Raw genomic sequence first — 18,175 nt, forward strand, 5'->3', positions numbered from 1 at the left:
TTAGTTAAGCTAGCACACCCGTGTTAATCTGTGCGCGTGCCACGACTCGTCGATCATGACCAGCGCCGGGCCGAACTGGGCGCGGCGGCCATCCGGGTGATCCTGCGCGAGGGGCTGGGCGGCGTGACCGTGCGCGGGGTGGCCGCCGAGGCCGGCTGGTCCACCGGGTCCCTGCGGCACTACTTCCGCAACCAGCACGAGCTGCAGTCCTACGTGGTGGAGGCCACCACCGACGCCCTGCGCCGGCGGGTCCTGCCGCGCGTCCGGCGGCCCCGCACCGCGAGCTCGGCGGTCGAGGGGGTCGCCTCGATCCTGGAGGAGATGCTGCCGCTCGACGCCGGACGGCGCGAGGAGTACGCGCTGTGGTCGGCGATCGTCGAATGGGAGCGGCAGCATCCCTCCGAGGGCGGCTCGGTGACCTGGAACGAGCAGCGGGCGCTGCACCGCCAGGCCGTCGCCCTCCTGCGCGGCCACGAGCCCGCCCAGGATCTGGACCGGGCCGCGCTCCCGCATCCCGATCCCGAGGTCGAGCTGTGGGCCGCGCTCCTGCACACGTTCGTCGACGGGCTCGCCGCCCAGATCGTCAACACCCCGGGCCAGATGCCCGCCGGCACCGCCGGTCGCCTGCTGCGCGCCCTGCTGCGCGCCGTGCCCCCTGCCGTGCCCCCTGTCGTGCCTCCTGTCGTGCCTCCTGCCGTGCCCCCCGCCCGCCCGGACCGCTGACGCGCGGTCTCAGTGGTCGATCACCTCTCGCGGATCATGGTCCGGTCAGGCATACTGGTGCCGCCTGACCATGATCATTACCTGCACGAGGGCCGTCCGTCACGTGACCGGCAATCGACGGCGTCCCGGATGAGGCCCGCCCCGCCGTCGAGCGATCCCGCCGCGCCACCGCCAGAGCCTGGCACCGTCCACGAAGCCCTGCACCCCTACCCCTCACGCGGGACGAAAGGAACGCATGTCCGAGCACGGCATGAACAGGCGTCGACTCCTGACCTCCGCCGCGGCCGCCGGCGGCCTCGCCCTGGGGATGGCGGCACTCCCCGGCGGCGCGGCGCGGGCCGCCGCCCGCCCCCGCCGCGCCGAGGAGACGTGGGAGAACCTCATCGAGAAGTCGTCCTTCGACAGCTGGACGGCCTTCAACCGGGAGTGGAACCTCTTCTACCCCTGGGAGAGGCAGAACGACGCCGACGTCAACAACGGCACCGACACCCACAACGGCGCCGCCCTGATGCAGGCCGACCAGATCTCCCTGTCCGGCGGCGTGCTCACCCTGACGGCCACCCGGCTGTCCGCGCCCGCCGGGACGAGCGCGCACGCGCCCCACGCCCCGCTCTGGTACCGCTCCGGCGCCATCCACGCCAAGGAGCAGATCATCATCAACGACCAGTTCCCCGAGTACGACATCGAGGGCGAGTTCAAGACGGAGACCGGGCTGGGCGTCTGGCCGGCCTTCTGGACCACCGGCACCGAGCCGAACTGGCCGCCGGAGAGCGACATCCTCGAGTACGTCGGCGACTCCACCAACCTCTTCAACACCTGGAACAAGAGCGCCACCGGCCACAAGGACGAGGTGAAGGACGGCAGCGCCTTCGTCACCCGGACGCGCGTCCCCGTCGCGAACCCGAACCAGGAGTTCACCAAGTACCGCGTCTGGCTCTCCAAAGAGGGCAACGACGTGATGTGCGACTACTACTTCGACGGCCACTGGGTGGCCACCCATCGCGGCAAGGACTGGGTCGGCATCCCGCAGTGGCTCATCATCAACCTCCAGATGGGCTCGTGGGCCTCCGACCTGGACGGCCCGGACGACCCGGACTGGGCCGCCCAGCCCGGGCCCTCGGGTGACACCCGCTTCCAGGCCCGCAACGTCTGGATGGGCCGCACCCGGCTCTGGTGACCGCCCCGTCATGAGGCAGGAGCCGCGGGCGGGGCGAGCGGAGCCCCCGCCCGCGGCTCCTGCGCGGGACGCCGCGGGGAATCGCGGACGGCACGACCGGAATCCCACCCGCGAACCCGCCGGGGCCGCTGCCGGGATGTGCGACGATCGTGAGGTGAGTGCCCCGTCCACCGCGCGAAGAGTAGGCAGGCCGCGAGCCGTGGCCCGGCCGCGCAGCGAGCTGAGCCCGCGCGAGGAGATCCTGGCCGCGGCGGCGGAGCTGTTCACCACCCACGGCTACGCCGCCACCACGACGAGGGCGCTGGCCGAGCGGGCCGGGATCAGGCAGGCGTCGATCTACCACTACTTCGGCGGCAAGGAGGACATCCTCGCCGAGCTGCTGGAGAGCACGGTGCGGCCCTCGCTGGAGGCCGCCCGCGCCCTGACCGGCGCCACGCCCGAGCAGCGGCTCTGGGAGTTGTGCCATCGCGACGCCCGGCTGCTGTGCTCGGGGCCGTACAACCTGGGCGCGCTCTATCTGCTGCCCGAGGTGCGCACCGAGCGGTTCGCCGGGTTCCGGCGGATGCGCGACGAGCTCAAGGGCGTCTACGCCGCGCTGCTGGCCGCCACCTCCGCCGGGGCGGCGCTGGCCCCCGCCGACCGGGAGCTGCGCACCGACCTGCTGTTCGCGCTGGTCGAGGGCGTCATCCTGATCCGCAGGGACACCCCGGGCGAGCCGGCCGCCACCGCCATGGAGACGCTGGCGGCCGCCACGGCCGACGCGGCGCTACGCCTGGCCGGTGTTGCCGACCGGCACCGGCCCGCCGGCCACCCCGGCCAGGCGTAGCCGCCGGTAGACCAGGCCGAGGGCCACGACCGCCGCGAGGAAGAGCAGGGTGAACCACTGGAAGAACCAGTGGCCGGTGATCGGGGCGTACACCTCGGCCCTCGGCCAGGCCAGGTTGACCGTCATCCCCACGCCGTAGCAGAAGGCCACCGCGTTGACCGGCAGGCCCCAGCGGCCCATGCTGAACAGCGGGCTGCCGTCCTCGGCCGTGCCCGCCGGCGCGCCGCCCCGCCAGCCGCCGCGCAGGCGCTGCACCAGCAGCGGGCCCGTCACCATCGCGTACGCCAGGTAGAGCAGCACGATGCAGGTGGTGCCGATGGCCAGGAACGCCTCCGGCGAGGCGAAGTTGAGCAGCAGGATCGCGGCCGCGAGCGCCCCGGTGACCAGCGCGGGGCCGGTCGGCATGCCGGTGCGGGGCGAGACCCTGGACAGCGCGCCGGAGCAGGGCATCACCCCGTCGCGCGCCATGGAGAACAGCATCCGGGTGGCGGCGGTCTGGATCGCCATGGTGGCCACCGCGATCGCCACCGCCACGTCGGCCAGCAGCAGCTTGCCCACCCAGTCGCCCAGGCTGCTGGTGAGCACGTACGACAGGCCCTCGGCGGCCAGCCTCCCGTCGGTCAGGCTGGGCGCGGCGAGCAGGCCGGCGAAGATGATCAGGCCGCCGAGCAGCCCGGCCGCGGTGAGCGCGGACAGGATGGTGCGCGGGGCCACCCGGCGCGGGTTGCGGGTCTCCTCGCTCAGCTCCCCGGCGCTGTCGAACCCGATGAGCACGTACGCCGCGGTGAACGCGCCGACCAGCAGCGCCCCGATGGCCCCGCCCTGCCCGCCGGTGCTGAACGTGACGCCGGGGCCGTTCTCGGCGTGGGTGAGCAGCAGCACGACGATGAGCACCGCGCCGATGATCTCCGTGGTGACGCCGACGCTGTTGACCCGGGCCAGCACGCGGTTGTCGATGACGTTCACGAACGTGGTGAGCGCGAGCAGCGCCAGGCCGAGGATGGCGGCGTTGGCCGCCCCCGTGGCCGTGGTGGGCGCGGGGTCGCCGCCGACGAGCTGGAAGCCCGGCCAGATCGCGGGCAGCACCACCTGAAGGGCGAGCGCCGCGGCGGCGATCACCACGATCTGCCCCAGGATCATGATCCAGCCGGCGAACCAGCCGAACGTGGGCGTGCTGAGCCGGGTGGACCACTGGTAGATGGAGCCGGAGATCGGGTAGCGGGCGGCCAGCTCGGCGAAGCAGAGCGCGACCAGGAGCTGCCCGGCCAGCACGACCGGCCAGGTCCAGAAGAAGGCGGGGCCGCCGAAGGAGTATCCGATGGCGAAGAACTGGAAGACCGTGGTCAGCACGGAGATGAAGGAGAACCCCGCGGCGAAGGAGGCGTACCTCCCCATGCTGCGGTGCAGCTCCTGACGGTAGCCGAAGGTGCGCAGGCCGGCTTCGTCGGTGGGAGGCGGGGGAGTGGCGGTGACGTCCATGGGTCTCCGGGCGCTCGAATTTCTGTCGGTTGACCGATATGTACGGGCCCGTCGTTTCCGTCCCATGACGCCGGCGTTCATCCGCCGTAACGCAAAACTCACAGGCCGGCGGGATCACATCGACACCGTCAGCCCCGTGAGCGGTGCTTAACAGCGGATTTACCCGCCCGACCCATGACCGTTCGCGATGCCGCCCAGCATTTCTGTCAAGCGACAGAAATTACGAGGAGCGTCGTGACCACAGTCCAGAACGGAACCGCCACCACCGCCGGCGCGCGCGCCCACGCCCGCGCCCAGGAGGGCACCGCGGTCCACACCGCCCCGACCGTGCCGGCCTCCCGATGGGAGCACCCGCCCGAGGGGGTCGCCGCCGGCGACCTCGTCTGGGCCGACCGCGTCCCCGCCGGCGGCTACGCCCACCGCGTCCTCGCGGCCGGCACCGCGATCCGGCTCACCGACCCCGACGGCGACGCCTGCGCGTCGCTGCTGCTCCACCACGCCGGCCGGCCGTGGGAGCGGCTCAACGTCGCCGACACGGTCAAGGTGCAGTGGCAGGTGTACGCCGGCGCGTCGTACCTGCTGCTCAGCGACCAGGGCCGGGTCCTGGCGACCGTGCTGCACGACGGCTCGGGCCACCACGACACCCTGTACGGCGCCTCCACCCGGGCCAGGAACGAGCGGCGCTACGGCGACGGCTCCCCCCACGGCCCCAGCCCGGCGGGCCGGGAACTGCTCGCCCTCGCCGGGGCGAAGAACGGCCTGGAGCGGCGCGACCTGCCCCCGTCGATCTCCTTCTTCCAGGGCGTGCGCATCGACGCCGGGGGCAGGCCCGCCTGGCAGGGCTCGGCCGGCGCCGGCGCGAGCGTCACCCTGCGTACCGAGCTGCCGGTCGTCGTCCTGCTCGCCAACGCGGCCCACCCGCTCGACCCGCGCCCCGGCTACACCGTCACCCCGCTGGAGATCCTCGCCTGGCGGGACCGGGTGACGACGCCCGAGGACCCCCAGTGGAGCGCCACGCCCGAGGGGCGGCGCGCCTTCGAGAACACCGCCGACCACCGCAAGGGCAGGGGACTGTGATGACCGACGCCTTCGGGCCCGAGCTGCACCGGGAGATCGTCCCGCCGCGCGCCCCCTGGTCCCGGGTGCTGGAGCGGGGCCAGGTGCTGACGATCGTCGACCTCGACGGCAACCAGGCCGTCGACTTCCTCGCCTACGACGCCCACCGCCCCTGGCGCGCCTACAGCGCCCAGGCCACGCTGCAGGAACAGGAGACGATCTTCCTCACCACGGGCAGCGTCCTGCGCGACAACGAGTCCGAGCCGCTCCTGACCGTGGTCGCCGACGAGGTCGGCCGGCACGACACCCTCGGCGGCGCCTGCTCCCGCGAGTCCAACACCCTGCGCTACGGCCACCACACCTACGCCCAGCACGCCTGCGCCGACAACTTCCTGGCCGAGCTGTCGAAGCACGGCATGGGCAAGCGCGACCAGGTCTCCAACGTCAACTGGTTCATGAACGTCCCCGTGGACCCCGACGGCGCGCTCGGCATCGTGGACGGCATCTCGGCCCCCGGGCTCTCCCTCGCCCTGCGCGCCGAGAAGGACACCCTCGTCGTCGTCTCCAACTGCCCGCAGATCAACAACCCGTGCAACGGCTTCGACCCGAGCCGGGCCCTGATGGTGGTGCACGCCGGTGCCTGAGCCGCGTACCCTGCTGATCGCCAACCGCGGCGAGATCGCCTGCCGGATCATCCGCACCGCCCGCGAGCTGGGCCTGCGCACGGTCGCGGTGTTCTCCGAGATCGACCGCGCCGCCGCGCACGTCCGGCTCGCCGACGACGCCGTCCTGCTCGGCCCCGCCCCGCCCGCGGACTCCTACCTCAACGCGGACGCCGTCCTGCGCGCCGCCAAGGAGAGCGGCGCCGACGCGATCCACCCGGGCTACGGCTTCCTCGCCGAGGACGCCGGCTTCGCCGAGCTGGTCGAGGGCGCCGGGCTGGCGTTCGTCGGCCCGACCCCCGCGCACCTGCGGACCTTCGGTGACAAGCACACCGCCCGCGCGGTGGCGGTCGCGGCCGGCGTGCCGGTCTTCCCCGGCACCGGCCTGCTGGCGGACGCCGATCACGCGGTGGCCGAGGTGGCGGCCATCGGCTACCCCGTCATGCTCAAGGCCACCGGCGGCGGCGGTGGCATCGGCATGACCGTCTGCCGCACCCCCGAGGAGCTGCGGGCCGCCTACGACCGGGTGAGCGGCCTGGCGCTGCGCAGCTTCGGCTCCGCCGGCGTCTTCGCCGAGCGGTACGTCGAGCGCGCCCGCCACGTCGAGGTCCAGCTCTTCGGCGACGGCGCCGGCGGCGTCGTCACCCTCGGCGACCGCGACTGCTCGCTGCAACGCCGCAACCAGAAGGTCGTGGAGGAGGCCCCCGCGCCCGCCCTGCCCGCCCACGTGCGCGAACGGCTCCACCGCGTCTCCCGCGACCTGGCCGCCTCGATCGCCTACCGCTCGGCCGGCACCGTCGAGTTCGTCTACGACGCCGAGCGCGAGGAGTTCTCCTTCCTGGAGGTCAACGCCCGCCTCCAGGTGGAGCACCCGGTCACCGAGCAGGTGACCGGCGTGGACCTCGTCGCGTGGATGCTGCGCCTGGCCGCCGGCGACTCCTCCTTCCTCAAGCCGCACCTCGCCGCCGGCGCCGTGCCGGTGTCCGGGCACGCCGTCGAGGCCCGCGTCTACGCCGAGGACCCCGCCGCCGGCTTCCGGCCCAGCGCCGGCGTGCTGACCCGGGTCGAGCTGCCGTCCGGGGAGGGCGTCAGGGTGGACGGCTGGGCCGAGACCGGCACCGAGGTGTCCACCGCCTACGACCCGATGCTCGCCAAGGTGATCGCCACCGGCCGTGACCGGCAGGAGGCGCTGGACCGCCTCGCGCGGGCCCTGGCCGCGACCCGCCTCGACGGCATCGAGGTCAACCTCGGCCTGCTGCGGGCCGCGGCCGGCCTGCCGGAGTTCCGCGCCGCGGCGCACACCACCGGCACCCTGGCCGGCGTCGGCGACCCGGAGCCGCGGATCACCGTCGTGCGCCCCGGCCTGCTGACCACCGTCCAGGACGCCACGGGACGGATCGGGTACTGGCAGGTGGGCGTGCCGCCGAGCGGCGCGATGGACGACCGCTCGCTGCGGCTGGCCAACCTCGCGCTCGGCAACGACGAGAACGCGGCCGGCCTGGAGTGCACGGCGAGCGGCCCGGCCCTGACGGTCAGCCACGACACGCTCGTGTGCGTCACCGGGGCGCCCGCGCCCGTCACCGTGGACGGCGCCGCCGTGCCGATGTGGGAGCCGGTCCGCGTCCCGGCCGGGGCCACGCTGCAGGTCGGCGACGCGACCGCCGGGCTGCGCACGTACGTCGCCTTCGCCGGCGGCCTGGACGTGCCGCCCTACCTCGGCAGCACGGCCACCTTCACCCTGGGCCGCTTCGGCGGCCACGGCGGCCGCGCCCTGCGCCCCGGCGACGTCCTCCGCACGCACGCGCGGACGGGCCCCCTACCTGAGGTCCCGCCCAGCCCCGCTCCTGCGGGCGCCGCTCCATCCGGGGCCGCCCCTGCCGGCGCGGTTCCCGCCGGGCCCGTGCCCGTCGAGCGGCGGCCCCGGTTCGGCTCGCACTGGGAGCTGGGCGTCACCGAGGGGCCGCACGCCGCGCCGGAGTTCTTCACCCGCGCCGACATCGCGCAGCTCTACGCCACCCGCTACCGCGTGCACTTCAACTCCGCGCGCACCGGCGTCCGCCTCATCGGCCCGAAGCCCGCCTGGGCCCGGCGCGACGGCGGCGAGGCCGGCCTGCACCCCTCCAACATCCACGACACCGCCTACTCCGTCGGGGCGCTCGACTTCACCGGCGACACCCCGATCCTGCTCGGCCCGGACGGCCCCAGCCTCGGCGGCTTCGTCTGCCCGGTCACCGTGGTGTCGGGGGAGCGGTGGAAGCTGGGCCAGCTCCGGCCCGGCGACACGGTCTCGTTCGTCCCGATCCGGGCCGCCGCGGCCGGGCCGCCGCGCTCGCTCGACCTGCCCGCGCTCGTGCCCGGCGGGGACCGCGACGACGGCGTGCTGCGCCGGCTCGACGGGACCGGCGGGCCGGCGGTGACCTACCGGCGGCAGGGCGACGACAACCTCCTGGTGGAGTACGGCGACCTGGTGCTCGACCTGGCCCTGCGCGCCCGCGTGCACGCGCTGCACACGGCCGTGGCAGAGCTGGCCCCGGCCGGCGTGCTCGACCTGACGCCCGGCATCCGCTCCTTGCAGGTGCACGTCGATCCGCGGGTGCTGCCGGTGCCCCGCCTGCTCGGCCTGCTCGTGGAGCTGGAGGCCACGCTGCCGCGCACCGCCGACCTGGTCGTGCCCAGCCGCACCGTACGGCTCCCGCTGAGCTGGGACGACCCCGCCACCAGGGAGGCCATCGAGCGGTACATGGCCGGCGTGCGCGACGACGCCCCGTGGTGCCCGTGGAACATCGAGTTCATCCGCCGCGTCAACGGGCTCGACAGCGTGGACGACGTCTACCGCACGGTGTTCGACGCCGAGTATCTCGTCCTCGGCCTGGGTGACGTCTATCTGGGCGCTCCCGTGGCGACGCCGCTCGACCCGCGGCACCGGCTGGTGACGACGAAGTACAACCCGGCCCGCACCTGGACGGCGGAGAACTCCGTCGGCATCGGCGGCGCGTACCTGTGCGTGTACGGCATGGAGGGGCCCGGCGGCTACCAGTTCGTCGGCCGTACGACGCAGGTGTGGCGCACCCATCCCGCGCCCGGCGAGGACCCGTGGCTGCTGCGGTTCTTCGACCGGATCCGCTGGTATCCCGTCTCGCCCGAGGAACTGCTCGACCTGCGGGCCGACCTGGCGGCCGGCCGGACGGCCATCGACGCCGCCGACGGGTCCTTCTCGCTGGCCGAGCACGAGCGCTTCCTCGCCGAGAACGCCGATTCGATCGCCGCCTTCCGGGCCAGGCAGGCGGCCGCGTTCGCCGCCGAGCGGCGGGCCTGGGAGGAGGCAGGCGAGTTCACCCGGGCCGAGCGGGCGGCGGCCGTCGAGACCGCCGCGCCCGCCGAGGTCGTCGTGCCGGAGGGCGGCACGCGGCTGGACGCGCCGTTCGTGGCGAACGTGTGGAAGGTGGAGGTCGCCGTGGGCGACGTGGTCGAGGAGGGACAGACGCTGGTGGCGATCGAGGCCATGAAGATGGAGACGTCACTGACGGCGCCCGCCGCCGGGATCGTGACCGCGATCCACGCCACCACCGGCACCCAGGTCGCCCCCGGCGACTGCCTCGTCGTCCTGGGACCGCTCGCATGAGCGCCTGCGGGACCGGAGTCCGGACGGGGAAGCGGGAGGCGGTGCGGGGGCGGCGGCCGGAGGTGTTCATCGCGCACCGCGACGAGGCCGCGGTGGCGGCCGAGCTGGCCAGGGCCTCAGGGCCGCTCGCCGGGCTGCGGCTGGCCGTCAAGAACAACGTGGACGTGGCCGGTTTCGCGACCACGGCCGCGTGCCCCGCGTTCGCGACCGGCCCGGCGGCGGCCGACGCGGCGGCGGTGGCGCGGCTGCGGGCCGCGGGCGCGACCGTCGTCGGCGTGACGAACCTCGACCAGTTCGCGACCGGCCTGGTCGGGCAGCGCAGCCCCTACGGCGGGGTGCGCGACGCGCGCCGGCCGTCGCACGTGTCGGGCGGTTCGAGCTCGGGCTCGGCGGTCGCGGTGGCGCTCGGCCTGGCCGACCTCGCGATCGGCACCGACACCGCGGGCTCCGGCCGGGTGCCCGCCGCCTACCAGGGCATCGCCGGGATCAAGCCGACCCTCGGCACGGTCTCCGTGTCCGGGGTGGTGCCGGCCTGCCGCTCGTACGACGCGGTCACGATCATGGCGCGCGACCTCGGCACCGCCGACGCCGCCATGGCCGCGATGGCGGGCGGGCCGGGGACGCGACCCTGGCCCGCCGACGCCCCCCTCGCCGCGCCCGCGGCGGCCCGCGTGGCCGTGCCCGACCATCTGCCGGCCATGGACCCCGGCTGGGCCGAGGCGTTCGCGGCGGTCGCGGAGCGGCTGCGGGCGGCGGGGGCGGTGGTGGCGCCGATCCGGATCGAGCCGTTCCTGGCGGCGGCCCGGCTGCTCTACGACGGCGCGCTCGTCGCCGAGCGGCACGCCGCCGTCGGCGCGTTCGTGGACGCCCACCCCGGCGAGGTCGATCCCACGGTCGGCGCGATCATCAGCCGGGCGGGCACGCTGCCGGCCTCGGCGCTGGCGCGCGACCTGGCCCGCCTGGAGGAGCTGCGGCAGGAGTGCATGGGGCTGCTCGACGGCTTCGACGCGCTGCTCGTGCCGACCGCGCCCGGCCACCCCACCGTGGCCGAGGTGGCGGCAGAGCCGGTGGCGGTCAACTCGCGGGTCGGCACGTACACGAACTTCTGCAACCTGTTCGACCTGTGCGCGGTCGCGGTGCCGGCCGGCACGGTCGACGAGGGGCCGGAACGGGGGATCGCCCAGTTCGGCGTCACCGTGCTGGCCCGCCCGTTCCACGACGCGGTCGCGCTCGACCTGGCCCGCCGGATCGAGCGCCTGCCCGACCCGCCGGCCGAGTACGCCGGCGGCGCCCCGCCGCTCCCGGCCGGGCCGCTGCCGTGGCCGGCGGCGATCGCGGACGGCGGCGTGCCGGCCGTCGAGCTCTTCGTGGTCGGCGCCCACCTCGCCGGCCAGCCGCTCGAACCCGAGCTGCGGCGGCTCGGCGCGCGGTGGCACGGGCCCGCGCGCACCTCCTCCGCCTACACCCTGCACGTGCTCGACACCGTCCCGCCGAAGCCGGGCCTGACCCGGGTCGGCGCGGGCGGCGCGCCGATCGAGGGCGAGATCTGGCTGGTCCCGGAGGGGGCGCTCGGCCGGTTCCTGGCGGGCCTGCCCGCCCCGATGTCGCTGGGGCGGGTCGAGCTCTCCGACGGCCGCTGGGCGGTGGGCTTCGGCTGCACGGCGGAGGCGGCGTCGGCGGGCCGGGACATCACCGGGTACGGCGGCTGGCGAGCCTGGCTGGCCGCCACCCGCCCGCCCGCCGCCTGAGCCCGGGCCGGCCCGGCGATCCGCGGCGGGGCCGGCGGGGGCCGGCGGGGCTGATCGGCAGGGCTGATCGGCAGGGCTGATCGGCAGGGCTGGCCGGTGGGGCGGTGGAGGGCCGGCCGGTCAGCCCGGGGTGGGGTGGCGCTTCTTGGCGGGGAAGGCGAGCACCTCCACCAGGTCGGCGAGGTCGACGTGCCGGGCGAGCTGCCCGACGGTGGCACAGTAGCCCACCAGGTATCTCCGGCCGTTCGTGCGCTGGGTGACCTTGAAGAGCTGCCCGGAGCCGAGGGTGATCACCTCGACCTGGATTCCGCGGGGTCCGTGCCAGCATGCCACGCCTGCACCTTATGCAAAACCGACAAATAGCTACAATTCGGGCGCTCGGCCGGGATGGTGCGCAGGTCCGGGGCTCACCACCCGGCCGTCACCCTGACGTCGTCGAAGGACGCGGTGGCGTTGTAGGTGGCCAGCGCGATCCCGCCGGCGGTGTGGCTGCCGTCCACGGCGGTCAGCTCCTGCACCCCGTCGACCGCGAACGCCAGCGCCCGCCCGGTGAGGGTGGCGGTGAAGGTGTAGGACCGGCCGGTCTCCAGCGGGTACGGCTTGCTCGCCAGCACCGTCGGCACCCCGCCCACCCGCTTCATGATGTGCAGCACCCCGTCGGAGTGGTTGAACCCGTACCGGTCGCCGGCGCCGGTGTAGCGGGCGCTGATGCCGACGGCCGGGGCGGCCCCGTGGCTCAGCCGCTTGACGGAGACGCGCACGGAGTAGTCGCTCCACGTGCTCTGCCCCGCCGTGGCCAGGTTGTTGCCCGCCAGGCTCGCCTGCCGGTAACGCGCGGTGCCGTCGGTCACCACCGACCAGCTCCCGCCCGCCGGGGCCCACCCCTGGGCGGCGCCGTCCTCGAAGTCGTCGGCGAGCAGGGTCTCCCCGCCCGTGGAGAGGCCGACGTACAGCTCGCCGGCCGACAGCGCGTTCAGGTAGAGGCGGTCGGTGCCGCCGGAGGTGTGGCCCGCCAGGCTCTTGTACCGCCGCCCGCTGGTGAGCTGCTGCTCGTCCGTCCAGGTCGCCCCGCCGTCGCGGGAGGCCCGCAACCGCACGTTCTGCGCCGCGTCAGGGAAGTAGTAGCGGGTCACGCCGCCGGAATGGGTGATCCAGGGCTTGTCCGGATGGCTGTAGCCGGCGGACATGGTGGTCACCGCCCACCGGTCGCCGTCCCGGCGGGAGAGGCGGTGCCGCATCCCCGAAGTGGTGCCGTCGAGAGAGTAGTCGAAGGCGATGAGCGGCCGCCTCTGCCCGTCGACGGTGAGCTTCGCGCCCTGGACGCCCCACTCGTCCCAGGTCTCCGCGGCGCGCATCGGCTGGTGCACGTCGGAGGTGGCGCGGGTGATCGGCAGCTCCTGCCGGGCGCCGCCGGCCTGGTAGAAGGCGTCGTCGGCGGGGCTGTAGCGCACGTACGAGCCCAGGTGCCGCTCGGGGCGCGGCTGCACCTTGGCCCATTCGAAGGCGATGTGCAGGTCGCCGGCGTCGTCGGCGACCATCGCATCGGGATAGAAGGTGTAGCCGCTCTCGCTGCCGAAACGCCTGACCAGCGACCACGTGTCGGCGGCGTCCTGCCAGCGGTAGAGCTCGCCGTGCCGGCCCCGGGAGCGGATCAGCAGGTACACGTCGCCGTTCGGCGTCGTGGCGGGGATGGGGTAGGTGAACACGTTCTCCGGGGCGACGGCGGCGATCTCGGCGCTGCGGTCGGTCCAGCCGCCGGTGACGCTCTCTGGCCGGTCGCTGCGCCGGTAGCGCATCGGGTTGTCGTGCATGCCGTAGAAGACGTGGATGTAGCCGTCTCCGTCGAGGGCGATCGACGGCTGGGTGTGCCCCGCGTCGGCCGCGATGCCGGTGTCGACGACCGCCGACGTCCACGCGCCGTCGGCGCCCTGCCTGGCCACCACCACGCGGAGGCCGGCGTCGAGGTAGGTGACGTACGTGGCGCCGTTCAGGTGCGCGATCGGCGTCCACCAGCCCGCGCCCGAGCTGGTCGGATGGGTCGTGGCCGGCACCGGCACGACGTTCAGCGCGGCCGCGTGCGCCGCCGTCGTGGCGGTGGTCAGGAGGGTCGCGACCGCCGCCACGAGTGCGGTCAGCGTGCGCGACAGGGGACGTGGCATCGCAAGGCCACCTTCCTTCCGGGAACGCGGGTGGGGGAGCGGGCCGCGCCCGGACCCACTCTTCTGATACGTATCAGAAGGGGCGCTCGGCGGCCGGCTCGTATCAGCAGATCGTGAGCCCCGAGATGATCCCGTGTCAACCGTTACCGGCAGATTGTCTGCCGTCAACGCCGCAGTTCAGGGAGATCATGGGCAGGGCACTTGACAAGCCGCCCCTGCCGTCGCCACGATCGAGGGCACATCCGGAGCACTGGCCCGCGCTGGCCGAATCCGATTGCTGATACGAATCAGGAGAACGTTATGACGGGCGTCCGCAGGCGCATGCCGCGGCAGGCCGACGTGGCACGGCTCGCAGGGGTGTCGCAGGCGACGGTCTCGGCCGTCATCAACGGGAGGGCACGCGAGGCGGGCATCCCGGAGCAGACGGTCCGGCGCGTCGAGGACGCGGTGCGCCGGCTCGGCTACGTCGCCAACGCCGCGGCCCGCAGCCTCAAGGGCAAGGGCAACCGGCTCATCGGCGTGCATTCCTTCGAGTCGATGTTCCCCATCGACCAGCTCGACTTCTACCACGAGTTCCTGATCGGCATCGAGCAGCAGGCCGTCGCCGACGGCTACGACCTCGTCCTGTTCGCCTCCACCGAGTCGGCCGACGGGCGGCGGCACATCTACCGCGACGGGGCCAACCGGCTGGCGCTGGCCGACGGCAGCGTGCTCATCGGTGTCGAGCACAACGCCTCCGACCTCGCCCGCCTGGCGGGCGAGGGCTACCCCTTCGTGCACATAGGGCGCCGCACCGTGCCCGACGCGGAGATCTCCTGGGTCAGCGCCGACTACGCGACGGCGACCGCCGGCATCGTCGGCAGGCTCGCCGCCCTCGGCCATCGCCGGATCGGCTACGTCACCTCCACCGAACGGGTCGACGTGCACATGGACAAGGAGTCCGGCTACCGCGCGGGCTGCGCCGCCGCCGGGCTGCCCGAGCTGATGTACGTCGTGGACACCGCCCAGGTGACCGACCCCTGGCTCGACGCCGTGCTCGCGACCGGGGTGACCGCGCTGCTGCTGGAAGGCGCCGAGATCGCCACCCTGGTCGCCGCGCTGCTCGACGCGCGCGGGCTCACCGTGCCCGGCGACCTGTCGGCGGCGGTCCTGGTCAACCTCCCCGCGGTCGGCGCGCCCCGCTGGAGCTCGCTGCGCATCCCGCGCAACGAGATGGGGCGCATGGCCGTGAAACTGCTCATCGACCTGCTCGCCGATCCCGGCGCGACCCCCGCCAGGCACGTCCTGCTGCCCTGCGAGCAGCTCGACGAGCTCACGATCGCCCCGCCCAAGGCCTGACCCACCCAGAACCTGACCCGCCCAGAACCTGACCCGCCCCGGGCCTGACTCCGCCCCCGCCACGGCCACGCCGAACCCGCCCGCGGGCCCCTTCCCACCCGCTCTTCATCTGACCGCGCGACCTTCACCGCGCGGCCTCCTCCCACCCCTCTTCGCCCGGCCGCGCGGCCCCCACCCCGCGGCCTCTTCTTCCCCCTGCTCAAAGAAAGGAGGCCAGGACATGCCCATCCCGGCAACGCGACGCGTGACGCTCGCGGCGGCCTGCGCCGGCGTGCTGCTCGCCGCCGCCTGCGGCACCGGCGGCGGCGCGACCTCCGGCAAGTCCGGCGGCCTGACCGTGTGGTTCCCCGGCAACTCCGCGCCCGAGATCGACCTGGTCACCAAGACGCTGGTGCCCGAGTTCGAGAAGGCCAACAACGTCAAGGTCGAGATCACCTACGTGGACTGGGGCCAGATCTCCCCGAAGCTCAACGCCGCGCTCGCCGCCGGCACCGCGCCCGACCTGTTCGGCCACGGCCCCGCGGCGGCGGCCGGCTTCGTACGGACGGGCCGCATCGCCAAGCTCGACGACCGGGTCGCCAAGCTGCCGGCCGCCGACCGCGAGGACCTCGCGGCCTACCTGGAGGGCGGCAAGGTCGGCGGCGGCCAGTACATGATCCCGCTCAGCGGCCAGGGCACGCTCATCGCCTACCGCAAGGACCTGCTGACCGCCGCCGGCCTGGACCCGGCCGCCCCGCCCAAGACCTGGGCCGAGGCGTACGAGGCCGCCAGGAAGCTGACCGTCAAGGAAGGCGGCGCCGTCAGCCGGGCCGGCCTGCTGCTGCAGTCGGCCAAGACCCAGCGCGTGCAGACCTTCCTGACGCTGCTGGCCTCCGAGGGCGGCTCCCTCCTGACCGCCGGCGGTGACAAGCCGGCCTGGAACAGCCCGGAAGGCGCCCGCGCGCTGGAGTACTTCACCCGCCTCTACCAGGGGGAGGGCGCGGTCGCCAACCAGCTCGGCGCCGACTTCGCCAACCAGCCCGCCGCGCAGAACCCGCTGGCCACCGGCAAGGCCGCGATGGTCATGGCCACCTCCGGCCAGGTGATCCAGATCGCCAAGGCGCGGCCCGAGCTGGCCGACCGGCTCGGGGTGCTGCCGCCGCTGGCCACGGCCACCGCCAAGACGTTCGGCGGCGCCGGCCCCGGCCTCTTCCTCAACGCCGACTCCAAGAACCAGGAGCTGGCCTGGAAGTTCATCGAATTCATGCTGTCCAAGCAGGTGTCGGAGCGCTACGCGCGGGCCGCCGGCGCCCTGCCGGTGCGCGCGTCCGCCGCCTCCGGCGCCTACGCGGCCGAGCAGCCGCTGCTCAAGCCGTTCATCGAGGCCGCGCCCGCCTACGTCGCCAGCCCCAACGTGCCCGCCTGGGTGCAGGTCCGCGACGTGCTCGACAAGCACATCGAGCAGGCCCTGGCCGGCAAGGCCCCGGCCGCGCAGGCCCTCGCCGCCGCGGCGGCCGAGGCGACGCCCCTCCTGGCGGGCAAGTGACATGAGCGTCATCACCCTGGCGCGGCCCGCCGCCGCGCGGGTCGGCCCCCGGCGGCCGGGCCCGAGCGGGCCCAGCCGGCGCAGGCGGCTCGTCGGCCTCGCCTTCGCCGCCCCCGCCATCGTCTACCTGGCCGTCTTCCAGCTCTTCCCCGTGCTGTACGGGCTGTACCTGAGCCTGACCGGCTACAGCCCCCTCGACCGCGGCGCGCCCCGGTTCGTCGGCCTCGACAACTACCTGGCCCTGGCGGACTCCGCCGCCTTCCTGCAGTCGCTCAAGGTCACCGCCCAGTTCGTGGCCGAGGTGCTGCCGTTCGCCGTCGGGATCGCGCTCGGCCTGGCCCTGCTCGCCAACCGCAAGGTGCGCGGCATCGGGCTGTGGCGGGCCGGGCTCTTCCTGCCCAGGATCGTCCCGCTGACCGCGGTCAGCCTCATCTGGCTCTGGCTCTACTCGCCCGACGGCTGGTTCAACAGCCTGCTCGCCGGCGTCGGGCTGCAGCCGCACGACTGGCTGCTGGACGAGGACACCGCGCTGCACGCCGTGGCCGTGATGCGGGTGTGGAAGGCGCTGGGCGGCAACATGGTGCTGTTCCTGGCCGGCCTGCAGGCCATCCCGAAGACCCTCTACGAGGCCGCCGCCCTCGACGGCGCCGGCGCGTGGGCCCGCTTCCGGCACGTCACGCTGCCCGGCCTGCGGCCCGTGATGGTCTACGTCATCACCGTCAACATCGTCTACCTGGCGCAGTCGTTCGCGGAGATCTTCATCCTCACCGGCGGCGGCCCGCTCGGCTCCACCACCACCACGAACTTCCTCATCTACCAGGAGGCGTTCCAGAACAACCAGTTCGGCTCGGCCAGCGCGATGGCGTTCGTCCTGTTCGCGCTGATCTTCGCCTTCTCCTACGCGTCCATGCGCGGGATCGGCAGGCGGTCATGAAGCGAGCCGGCATGAAGCGGCCCGGCATGAAGCGAGCCGGCATGGAGCAAGCAGGCATGAAGCAGCCCGGAACGAGGAAGCCCGGCACCCTCATCGCCCTGGGCATCGCGACGATCCTGGTGCTGATGCCCTTCTGGTGGATGGCCTCGATGGCGTTCAAGCCGGAGGCGGAGGTCTTCACCCAGGAGCCCCGCCTGCTGCCCGCCCAGCCCACGCTCGGCAACTTCGCCGTCGCCCTCGACGACGGCAACCTCGGCCGCGCGATGCTCAACTCCACCGTCGTGGCGCTCGTCGTGGTGGTCGCGAACTGCGTCTTCGCCCTCCTGGCCGGGTACGCCTTCGCCAAACTGCCGTTCCGGGGCAGCGGCCTGATCTTCATGGCCATCGTCTCCACCACGATGGTGCCCGTCGCGGTGACCCTGATCCCGCTCTTCCTCATCACCAAGGGCATCCCGCTGGCCGGCGGCAACGACCTGTTCGGCCAGGGCGGCGCCGGCCTGATCGACACGCTCGCCGGGCTCACGCTCCCGCATCTGATCGGGCCGCTCAACGTCTTCCTGGCCCGCCAGTTCTTCCTCGGCCTCGCCGACGAGCTGGGCGAGGCCGGCCGGGTCGACGGCGCGAGCGAGCTGACCGTCTTCTGGCGGATCTACCTGCCGCTGGCCAAGCCCCTGGTCGCCACCGTCGCCGTGTTCGCCTTCACCGCGGTCTGGGACGACTTCCTCTGGCCGCTGGTGGTCACCAGCTCCGCCGAGACGCAGACCGTGCAGCTCGCGCTCAGCCGCTTCCTGACCGGCGGCAACGTCGCCTACGGGCCCGCCATGGCCGGATCCGTCCTGGTGATCCTGCCCATCCTCGCAGTCTTCCTGTTCAACCAGCGCAGCTTCATCGCCGGCCTGTCCGAGGGCGGCGTGAAAGGGTGATCC

Annotated in this window: 14 protein-coding genes; 11 read left to right on the forward strand and 3 right to left on the reverse strand. The window is 73.8% G+C overall.

Annotated features, from left to right (window positions below; all coding sequences use genetic code 11):
- Positions 1-36 precede the first annotated feature (36 nt).
- From IO39_RS21245 to IO39_RS21255, 3 genes are all read left to right on the forward strand, one after another.
- Entirely contained in the window at positions 37-723 is a 687-nt protein-coding gene (locus IO39_RS21245) for a TetR/AcrR family transcriptional regulator (RefSeq protein WP_169789089.1), read from the forward strand.
- Between the two features lie 235 nt (positions 724-958).
- Complete coding sequence (locus IO39_RS21250; RefSeq protein ID WP_052423157.1) at positions 959-1,900, forward strand: glycoside hydrolase family 16 protein; 942 nt, start codon at positions 959-961, stop codon at positions 1,898-1,900.
- A gap of 154 nt (positions 1,901-2,054) precedes the next feature.
- Positions 2,055-2,726: a TetR/AcrR family transcriptional regulator gene (locus IO39_RS21255; RefSeq protein ID WP_043625787.1), complete on the forward strand. Its 672-nt coding sequence runs from the start codon at positions 2,055-2,057 to the stop codon at positions 2,724-2,726.
- On the opposite strand, the gene IO39_RS21260 is transcribed toward IO39_RS21255, so the two are convergent.
- Positions 2,667-4,205 (reverse strand): amino acid permease, encoded by a 1,539-nt coding sequence (locus IO39_RS21260; RefSeq protein ID WP_052423160.1) that lies wholly within the window; start codon positions 4,203-4,205, stop codon positions 2,667-2,669. The genes IO39_RS21255 and IO39_RS21260 overlap by 60 nt on opposite strands.
- 234 nt (positions 4,206-4,439) lie before the next feature.
- On the opposite strand from IO39_RS21260, the gene IO39_RS21265 reads away from it, so the two are divergent.
- The 4 genes from IO39_RS21265 to atzF are packed head-to-tail and all read left to right on the forward strand — an operon-like array spanning position 4,440 to position 11,293.
- Positions 4,440-5,282: an urea amidolyase associated protein UAAP1 gene (locus IO39_RS21265; RefSeq protein WP_043625791.1), complete on the forward strand. Its 843-nt coding sequence runs from the start codon at positions 4,440-4,442 to the stop codon at positions 5,280-5,282.
- Entirely contained in the window at positions 5,282-5,905 is a 624-nt protein-coding gene (locus IO39_RS21270) for an urea amidolyase associated protein UAAP2 (protein WP_043625794.1), read from the forward strand. Before IO39_RS21265 ends, IO39_RS21270 begins: the two co-directional genes overlap by 1 nt.
- Positions 5,898-9,545: an urea carboxylase gene (gene uca, locus IO39_RS21275; RefSeq protein ID WP_043625797.1), complete on the forward strand. Its 3,648-nt coding sequence runs from the start codon at positions 5,898-5,900 to the stop codon at positions 9,543-9,545. Before IO39_RS21270 ends, uca begins: the two co-directional genes overlap by 8 nt.
- Complete coding sequence (gene atzF / locus IO39_RS21280; protein ID WP_084773206.1) at positions 9,542-11,293, forward strand: allophanate hydrolase; 1,752 nt, start codon at positions 9,542-9,544, stop codon at positions 11,291-11,293. Before uca ends, atzF begins: the two co-directional genes overlap by 4 nt.
- A 120-nt stretch (positions 11,294-11,413) precedes the next feature.
- Here the strand turns inward: atzF and IO39_RS54620 are convergent, their stop codons facing one another.
- Together IO39_RS54620 and IO39_RS50830 are read right to left on the reverse strand one after the other, a co-directional pair.
- Positions 11,414-11,626: a transposase gene (locus IO39_RS54620; protein WP_157548705.1), complete on the reverse strand. Its 213-nt coding sequence runs from the start codon at positions 11,624-11,626 to the stop codon at positions 11,414-11,416.
- A gap of 74 nt (positions 11,627-11,700) precedes the next feature.
- Entirely contained in the window at positions 11,701-13,452 is a 1,752-nt protein-coding gene (locus tag IO39_RS50830) for a BNR-4 repeat-containing protein (RefSeq protein ID WP_052423162.1), read from the reverse strand.
- A gap of 300 nt (positions 13,453-13,752) precedes the next feature.
- Here IO39_RS50830 and IO39_RS21290 point away from each other — a divergent pair, with 300 nt between their 5' ends.
- The 4 genes from IO39_RS21290 (at position 13,753) to IO39_RS21305 (ending at position 18,172) form a co-directional block, all read left to right on the forward strand.
- The gene (locus tag IO39_RS21290; RefSeq protein ID WP_043625799.1) at positions 13,753-14,790 is read left to right on the forward strand and encodes a LacI family DNA-binding transcriptional regulator; all 1,038 of its coding nucleotides are present in this window, start codon (positions 13,753-13,755) and stop codon (positions 14,788-14,790) included.
- Between the two features lie 220 nt (positions 14,791-15,010).
- Positions 15,011-16,315: an ABC transporter substrate-binding protein gene (locus IO39_RS21295; protein WP_157548709.1), complete on the forward strand. Its 1,305-nt coding sequence runs from the start codon at positions 15,011-15,013 to the stop codon at positions 16,313-16,315.
- A 1-nt stretch (position 16,316) separates the two neighbouring features.
- Positions 16,317-17,249, forward strand: a complete 933-nt coding sequence (locus IO39_RS21300) for a carbohydrate ABC transporter permease (RefSeq protein ID WP_043625805.1) — start codon at positions 16,317-16,319, stop codon at positions 17,247-17,249.
- Between the two features lie 56 nt (positions 17,250-17,305).
- Complete coding sequence (locus IO39_RS21305; RefSeq protein WP_043625808.1) at positions 17,306-18,172, forward strand: carbohydrate ABC transporter permease; 867 nt, start codon at positions 17,306-17,308, stop codon at positions 18,170-18,172.
- The last annotated feature ends 3 nt before the right edge of the window (positions 18,173-18,175 follow it).

Source organism: Nonomuraea candida (genome assembly GCF_000725485.1).
Classification (GTDB): Bacteria; Actinomycetota; Actinomycetes; order Streptosporangiales; family Streptosporangiaceae; genus Nonomuraea; species Nonomuraea candida.